This window comes from Variovorax sp. 20P10.2.4 (assembly GCF_058244205.1).
In genome coordinates this window covers 1-7,542 of record NZ_JBZAYE010000359.1, presented here as the reverse complement: position 1 = coordinate 7,542, position 7,542 = coordinate 1, and the positions used below count along the sequence as shown (strand labels likewise).

Annotated in this window: 7 protein-coding genes; 5 read left to right on the top strand and 2 right to left on the bottom strand. The window is 65.4% G+C overall.

The window, feature by feature from the left end; translation table 11 throughout:
• Positions 1-294 precede the first annotated feature (294 nt).
• The 5 genes from AC27VN_RS26730 (at position 295) to AC27VN_RS26710 (ending at position 5,106) form a co-directional block, all read left to right on the top strand.
• Complete coding sequence (locus AC27VN_RS26730; RefSeq protein WP_093354048.1) at positions 295-1,749, top strand: aspartate ammonia-lyase; 1,455 nt, start codon at positions 295-297, stop codon at positions 1,747-1,749.
• Between the two features lie 168 nt (positions 1,750-1,917).
• On the top strand, positions 1,918-2,817 hold the full coding sequence (locus AC27VN_RS26725) for an amino acid ABC transporter substrate-binding protein (protein ID WP_093354050.1): 900 nt from the start codon (positions 1,918-1,920) through the stop codon (positions 2,815-2,817).
• A 93-nt stretch (positions 2,818-2,910) separates the two neighbouring features.
• Positions 2,911-3,639, top strand: a complete 729-nt coding sequence (locus tag AC27VN_RS26720; protein WP_093354052.1) for an amino acid ABC transporter permease — start codon at positions 2,911-2,913, stop codon at positions 3,637-3,639.
• A gap of 1 nt (position 3,640) precedes the next feature.
• On the top strand, positions 3,641-4,330 hold the full coding sequence (locus tag AC27VN_RS26715; RefSeq protein ID WP_057590982.1) for an amino acid ABC transporter permease: 690 nt from the start codon (positions 3,641-3,643) through the stop codon (positions 4,328-4,330).
• Positions 4,331-4,368: 38 nt separating this feature from the next.
• Complete coding sequence (locus tag AC27VN_RS26710) at positions 4,369-5,106, top strand: amino acid ABC transporter ATP-binding protein (RefSeq protein ID WP_057590997.1); 738 nt, start codon at positions 4,369-4,371, stop codon at positions 5,104-5,106.
• A 125-nt stretch (positions 5,107-5,231) separates the two neighbouring features.
• Here the strand turns inward: AC27VN_RS26710 and AC27VN_RS26705 are convergent, their stop codons facing one another.
• Both AC27VN_RS26705 and AC27VN_RS26700 read right to left on the bottom strand, forming a co-directional pair.
• The gene (locus AC27VN_RS26705) at positions 5,232-7,073 is read right to left on the bottom strand and encodes an HAD-IIIC family phosphatase (protein WP_490878487.1); all 1,842 of its coding nucleotides are present in this window, start codon (positions 7,071-7,073) and stop codon (positions 5,232-5,234) included.
• Positions 7,074-7,159: 86 nt separating this feature from the next.
• On the bottom strand, positions 7,160-7,542 hold a 383-nt coding region (locus AC27VN_RS26700), incomplete at its 5' end, for an alpha/beta hydrolase family protein (RefSeq protein ID WP_490878486.1).

The following is a 7,542-nucleotide window of genomic DNA, read 5'->3' as shown; positions in this document are numbered from 1 at the left end:
AAGAGCTCGGCCGACGCGCTGTGGTCGTACCTCGTCGGCACCCAGCCGCCGCGCTGATTCCGCGACCTCGTAGGGGGAGCGCCGCTGGTCGGGCCGGGCGTTTGGGTATAGCCTTTGGGGTCGGATTTGTGCACTGCACAATCTATAAAAGTCAGGCATAAGTGTTCCCGTAAACAGCATTGGCGTCCGTGCCATGACGCCCCTACAGTCCGGGCAGTTTTTCGGCCGCGGGTCGAACGACCGCAACTCCATGGCACGCGTTCTCGCGTGCTTTTTTTCAGCCGAGAGGTGGGTATGGGCTCCAACTTCAGAACCGAACACGACTTCCTCGGCGAGAAGCAGATTCCCGCCGTCGCCTACTGGGGCGTGCACACGGCCCGGGCGGTCGAGAACTTCGCGATCTCCGGCACCCGCGTGTCGGCCATGCCCGACCTGGTGCGCGCGCTGGCCTTCGTGAAGAAGGCGGCCACGCGCGCCAATGCCGACCTCGGCGCGATCGACCGCGACCGCGCGGCCGCGATCATCCTGGCCTGCGACGACCTGATCGAGGGCAAGCTGCTCGACGAGTTCGTGGTCGATGTGATCCAGGGCGGCGCCGGCACCTCGACCAACATGAATGCCAACGAGGTCATCTGCAACCTCGCGCTCGAGAAGCTGGGCCACGAGAAGGGCCGCTACGACGTGCTGCATCCCAACGACCACGTCAACGCCTCGCAGAGCACCAACGACGTCTACCCGACGGCCGTGCGGCTGGCGCTGTGGTTCGCGATCGGCAAGCTGCTCGAGGCCATGGCGGCGCTGCGCCGCAGCTTCGAGGCCAAGGCGCTCGAGTTCAAGGACGTGCTCAAGATCGGCCGCACCCAGCTGCAGGACGCGGTGCCGATGACCCTGGGCCAGGAGTTCCTGACCTACGCGATCATGATCGGCGAGGACGAGGCCCGCCTCGGCGAGGCGCGCGCGCTGATCGAGGAGATCAACCTCGGCGCCACCGCCATCGGCACCGGCATCAACGCGCCGCACGGCTATGCCAACCTGGCCTGCCAGTACCTGGCCGAGCAGACCGGCGTGCCGCTCAAGCAGGCCGCCAACCTGATCGAGGCCACGCAGGACACCGGCGCCTTCGTGCAGCTGTCGGGCGTGCTCAAGCGCGTGGCCACCAAGCTCAGCAAGACCTGCAACGACCTGCGCCTGCTTTCGAGCGGCCCGCAGGCCGGCTTCGGCGAGATTCGGCTGCCCGCGCGGCAGGCCGGCTCGTCGATCATGCCGGGCAAGGTCAACCCGGTGATCCCGGAGGTGATGAACCAGGTGGCCTTCGAGGTGATCGGCAACGACATCACCGTGACCATGGCGTCCGAAGCCGGCCAGCTGCAGCTCAACGCCTTCGAGCCGATCATGGGCTGGAGCCTGTTCAAGAGCATCAAGCACCTGGGCAACGCCTGCAACACGCTGCAGCTGAACTGCGTCGACGGCATCGAGGCCAACCGCGAGTTCCTCGCCAAGCGGGTGCGCGAGTCGGTCACGCTGGTCACCGCGCTCAATCCGCTGATCGGCTACGAGAAGGCCGCGCTGATCGCCAAGACCGCGCTGGCCACGGGCGGACCGATCGACCTGGTGGCCGAATCGCTGGGCATCATGACGCGCGCCGAGATGGACGCGCTGCTGGTTCCGGAGAACCTGACCCAGCCCGTGCGGCTGTCCGTGCCGGTGCCGCCGGCCGCGGAACCGTCGGGCACAAAGGCTGCTTTGTGAAAGCCGGACAATGCCAAATCCTGTGTCCGCACCAGCCAGGCGCCTTATGCGCCCGGCCGGTGCGCGGCTCGGGGAAAATGCACCGGGTTGGTCCGGGTATTCCCCCGAGACATCATGTCTAGAATTTCGTTGTATCTCTCATTTCCGTCACCCTCAGGAGTTTTCCGTATGAAAAAGCAAGTACTGGCATTGGCAATCGCGGCGCTGGCCGCCGGCGGCGCGATGGCGCAGGCCAATGACACGCTGGCCAAGATCAAGGCATCGGGCGTCATCACCGAAGGTGTGCGTGAATCCTCGGGTCTGTCGTACACGCTGGGCAACGGCCAATACACCGGCTTCCACTACGACGTCTGCGCCAACATCATCAAGGACCTCGAGAAGGCCGCCGGCAAGAAGCTCGAAGTCAAGTACCAGCCCGTGACCTCGCAGAACCGCATCCCGCTGGTGCAGAACGGCACCGTCGACATCGAGTGCGGCTCCACCACCAACAACGCCACGCGCCAGAAGGACGTGGCCTTCGGCGTGACCACCTACGTCGAGGAAACCAAGATCGTCGTGAAGGCGAACTCGGGCATCAACTCGCTGGCCGACCTGAAGGACAAGACCGTCGCCACCACCACCGGCACCACGCCGCTGCAGACCGTGCGCAAGCAAAAGCGCGCCGAGAACCTGACCTTCAAGGAGGTCTACGGCAAGGACCACTCCGACAGCTTCCTGCTGCTCGAGACCGGCCGTGCCGACGCCTTCGTGATGGACGGCTCGATCCTGGCCGCGCTGGCCGCCAAGTCCAAGTCGCCGAAGGACTACAAGATCCTGAACGACGTGCTCGCCGTCGAGCCCATCGCCATCATGATCCGCAAGGACGACCCCGCCTTCAAGAAGGCCGTGGACGACAGCATCAAGGCCCAGGCCAAGTCGGGCGAGCTCGCCAAGCTCTACGACAAGTGGTTCCTGAAGCCGATCCCCCCGGCAAACGTCACCATCAACCTGCCGCTGGGCGAAGCCACGAAGAACGCATGGGCCAACCCGAACGACAAGCCCGCTGAAGAGTACGTGACCAAGGAATAAGCGTCGCGTCGCTGCGTGAATGACGCCCACCTTTCGCGGTGGGCGTTTCTTTTCAGGGACTGATTTTCGGAAGAAGGCGAAGGAGTAAGAAAAATGGGCAACTGGGATTGGCAGGTCTTCCTGCAGGACCCCGGGGGGGAATATCCGACCTATCTGCAATGGATGCTGTCGGCCTGGGGCTGGACGGTGTCCGTGGCACTGTTGGCGTTGATCGTCGCGTTGGTGCTGGGCTCGCTGGTGGGGATCATCCGCACCCTGCCTGACAGCCCGTGGCTGGTGAGGCTGGGCAATGCCTGGGTCGAGCTGTTCCGCAACATTCCGCTGCTGGTGCAGATCTTCCTCTGGTACCACGTCATTCCGGCGCTGGTCCCGGTCATGAAGGGCGTGCCGAGCTTCATCCTGGTGGTGCTGGCGCTGGGCTTCTTCACTTCGGCGCGTATCGCCGAGCAGGTGCGCTCGGGCATCCAGGCGCTGCCCAAGGGCCAGCGCTACGCGGGCATGGCGGTGGGCTTCACCACGGCGCAGTACTACCGCTACGTGATCCTGCCGATGGCCTACCGCATCATCATCCCGCCGCTCACGAGCGAGACGATGAACATCTTCAAGAATTCGTCGGTCGCGTTCGCCGTGTCGGTCACCGAACTCACCATGTTCGCCATGCAGGCGCAGGAAGAAACCTCGCGCGGCATCGAGGTCTACCTCGCGGTGACGGCGTGCTACGTGGTGTCGGCCCTGGCCATCAACCGGCTCATGGCCTTCATCGAGAAGAAGACCCGCGTGCCGGGCTTCATCGTCTCGGCCAGCGGCGGCGGAGGACACTGACATGATGAATCTCGACCTGTCCTTCTACAACTGGGACGTCATCAGCAACTTCGTCATCAAGGGCTTCTACTTCAGCATCATGCTGACGGTGGTCGCCACGATCGGCGGCGTGATCTTCGGCACGATCCTCGCGCTCATGCGCCTGTCGGGCAAGAAGTGGCTCGATGCGCCCGCGGCGCTCTACGTCAACGGCATGCGCAGCATCCCGCTGGTGATGGTGATCCTGTGGTTCTTCCTGCTGGTGCCGGCCTCGTTCTATTCGCTGTTCGGCTCGGTGGGTTCCAACTACCGCTCCGAGATCTCGGCCGTGATCACCTTCGTCGCGTTCGAGGCCGCCTACTTCAGCGAGATCATGCGCGCGGGCATCCAGTCGATCCCGCGCGGCCAGGTGAACGCGGGCCAGGCGGTGGGCATGACCTACGGCCAGAACATGCGCCTCGTGGTGCTGCCGCAGGCCTTCCGCAACATGCTGCCGGTGCTGCTCACGCAGACCATCATCCTGTTCCAGGACACCTCGCTGGTCTACGCCATCGGCGCCTACGACATGCTCAAGGGCTTCGAGACCGCGGGCAAGAACTTCGGCCGCCCGATCGAGGCCTACCTGCTCGCCGCGGTCGTGTACTTCGTGATGTGCTATGCGCTGTCGTACCTGGTGAAGCGCCTGCACAAGAAAATCGCCATCATCCGCTGACAGAGCACTGAACCGGAGAGAAAGAAATGTCCGAAAAAATGATCGAAATCAAGAACGTCTCCAAGTGGTACGGCCCCGTGCAGGTGCTCAACGACTGCTCGGTCAGCATCGCCAAGGGCGACGTGGTCGTGGTCTGCGGCCCCTCGGGCTCGGGCAAGTCCACGCTCATCAAGACCGTGAACGCGCTCGAACCCTTCCAGAAGGGCGAGATCACCGTCAACGGCATCCCGCTGCACGACCCCAAGACCAACCTGCCGAAGCTGCGCTCCAAGGTCGGCATGGTGTTCCAGCACTTCGAGCTGTTCCCGCACCTGTCGGTGACCGAGAACCTCACGATCGCGCAGATCAAGGTGCTGGGCCGCACGCCCGACGAGGCCAAGACCCGTGGCCTCAAGATGCTCGACCGCGTGGGCCTGATGGCGCACAAGGACAAGTTCCCGGGCCAGCTCTCGGGCGGCCAGCAGCAGCGCGTGGCGATCGCCCGCGCGCTGAGCATGGACCCGATCGTGATGCTGTTCGACGAACCCACCTCGGCGCTCGACCCCGAGATGGTCGGCGAAGTGCTCGACGTGATGGTGAGCCTGGCCAAGGAAGGCATGACCATGATGGTGGTCACGCACGAAATGGGCTTCGCCCGCAAGGTCGCGAGCCGCGTGATCTTCATCGACGTCGGCGGCCGCATCCTCGAGGACTGCACCAAGGACGAGTTCTTCGGCCAGCCCGAGAACCGCCAGCCGCGCACCAAGGACTTCCTCAACAAGATCCTGCAGCACTGAGCGCTGCGCCTTGCGGCGAATGACGAGGGCCATGCCGGCGACGGCATGGCCCTTTTTTCATCGCCGGGCCGCCCCAAGATGAAAACGCCCCCTTGGGGCATTTTTCGTGGCGAGGCGAACGCCCGCTAGACGACGGCGGCGTGCGAGGCGTCGGTGATCCACGCCGGCCATGCCGGTGGGCTCGACGCCACCCAGGCGCCGTGGCCGTCCGCGGCAAAGCCGTGGTCGGGATAGAAGCTGGCGCAGGCCTTGTTCTTGCCGGTCTCGGCGTACAGCGCGGCGAGGCCGGCGGCGGCGGACGGCGCGTGCTCGAACAGCGTGCACAGCAAGGCGGTCTCGATGCCCATGCCGAACACGCGGCACGACATCACGGCCTGCTCGATGGTCGCGCCGCGCAGCAGCGCGACGGCGATCAGGCCGTTGTCGCCGAAGCGGTCGGCGGCGTTCACCGTGACGACGCGCCCCTCGCTCGCGAACAGGGCCTCCATCTCGGCATGGGTCCAGCGCTTGCCGGTGGTGTTGAACTGGTTGGTCTTGTTGACCAGCTCCAGCGCGCGCGCGAACTTCGGATGCGAGGCCGATGCGATGACGTCGAAGCGGGTGCGGATCTCGAGCGACGCGAGATAGTCGTCGCGGCTCATGGCCGTGGCCAGGCCGTCGCGCTTCTGCTTGGCCTGGATCAGCTCGGTGCGTGCCGCCGATTCGGAGGAGATCCGGGCCACCTGCGTGTGGGGCGAAAACAGGATGGCGTTGCGCCACTCGGCTTGGTCGCCCGAGAGCGTCCGGAGTTCGGGAATCGCCCGCGTGACCTCCTCGATCTCGCGCGGGTTGTCGTCGACGAAGAGAACATTGCCGGGCAGCAGGTTGGTCTCCGCCAGGATCTCGCGGATGTTCTTCGACTTCGGTTCCCAGTTGATCTTGAGCGAGCAGAAGTCGTCCACGCTCAGGCGGTTGGAGTAGACGTGGCGGATGCGCTCGACCGTTTCGGCATGGTCGTTCTTGCTCGAGATCGCCAGCAGGCCGCCGCGGCGCTTGAACTCCAGCAGCGCCTCGACATACCCCAGCGGCCAGCCTTCGGTGTGCTCGTGCGGAACGATGTCGTCGAACTCGGCGAGCACGCCTTTCCAGAGCGTGTTGTCGAGGTCCGTGACGATGAGCTTGATCGGCGATTCGTTGCGCAGGACGGTGAGCGCATCGCCCACGCGCGTCATCACCGAACGGATCGCCTCGCCGTGGAAGAAGGCGTGGCTGAAGTGATTGCTGTAGATGTCGGAGACCGCCGCCAGGCCGTGGTAGCCCAGCAGGTCGTTCACTTCGATGTAGCGGCTGGTGCCGCGCGTCTCGAGCAGGGCCGCCAGTTCGTCGTTGAGCGTGCGGACCATGTGATGCAGCGACTTCCTGCGGCCGTTCAGCAGGATGCCCTGGTAGGTGGACGGTGGCTCGACGAAGGCGAAATAGAAGGTCGGCACGACCCCGCCGACCGCCGCCTCGATCTTCTCGACCACGTTGCGCAGGTGCGCGCAGGCGGCTGCGAGGGCGTTGTTGTATTCCTCGTCCGTCAGCGCGCAGGTGTGGATCAGATCGGGGCGCGCGCTGGCCGCTTCCCACAGCACCTGCCGCAGCGTCAGATGCACCACCACGCAGTCGTAGCTTTGCCACGCGACGGCCGGTGGCTCGTCCCCCGGCCTCGACTGCATCAGGAAATGGTCGGCCTTGTGGCCCATCGAGTCGGCCTGCGTCGCGATCGCTTCCGCGATGCAGGTGCCGAGCAGCGCCATGTTCATCGCGCGGGGCGCGCCCGCGCGCAAGGCCTCGGGCTGCAATGCGATGCCTGACCCAGCCTGGGTTGGTGGGGCCTCCTCGGGCGCCGCGCGCTCCGGAGCTTCCGGTGAAGCCACCGGCCCGGTCGCGCGGTGGTCGCGCGACCGCAGGTTCAGGCGACGAAGAATCCTCTGAAAGCCGCTCATCTCTTTGATGGATTGAAGTTTGAGAAGTGACGGCGAGATGGTAAGCGACAGGGCGAAGGGCGATCCGCGCCCGCCCCTCCGGCACTTCACTTCGGCGCCGGCGCCTCGGACAACACCGTGTCGAAGAAGGCCGGAATCTCCCGCCCCAGGCGCGCCAGCAGTGCCTGCCGGTCGAAGCCCGGCGGATCGGCGGCGATGTCGCCGTCGGGCGTCTGGATGGGCATGGACGGCGTGTCCATGAACGCGAAGTGCCAGGCATTGGGGATGCGCTGCAGCTCGGCGGCCGGCATGTTGCGCGCGATCCATTCGGCATGGAAGCGCGGCACCAGGAAGCGGTCCTGCTCGGCTTCGTAGATCCGCGTGGGCACCCGCACCTGGGCCAGCGACGCGGCCGTGAAGGGCACGCCGGCCGGGGCCATGGCCACGACGGCGCGCACGCGCGGGTCGCGCAGCGAAGGCAGCAGCGATG

Bases quoted from the DNA above. Each gene is read 5' to 3' on its own strand.
- AC27VN_RS26730 (WP_093354048.1), top strand. From the start codon at position 295: ATGGGCTCCAACTTCAGAACCGAACACGACTTCCTCGGCGAGAAGCAG.
- AC27VN_RS26725 (WP_093354050.1), top strand. From the start codon at position 1,918: ATGAAAAAGCAAGTACTGGCATTGGCAATCGCGGCGCTGGCCGCCGGC.
- AC27VN_RS26720 (WP_093354052.1), top strand. From the start codon at position 2,911: ATGGGCAACTGGGATTGGCAGGTCTTCCTGCAGGACCCCGGGGGGGAA.
- AC27VN_RS26715 (WP_057590982.1), top strand. From the start codon at position 3,641: ATGATGAATCTCGACCTGTCCTTCTACAACTGGGACGTCATCAGCAAC.
- AC27VN_RS26710 (WP_057590997.1), top strand. From the start codon at position 4,369: ATGATCGAAATCAAGAACGTCTCCAAGTGGTACGGCCCCGTGCAGGTG.
- AC27VN_RS26705 (WP_490878487.1), bottom strand. From the start codon at position 7,073: ATGAGCGGCTTTCAGAGGATTCTTCGTCGCCTGAACCTGCGGTCGCGC.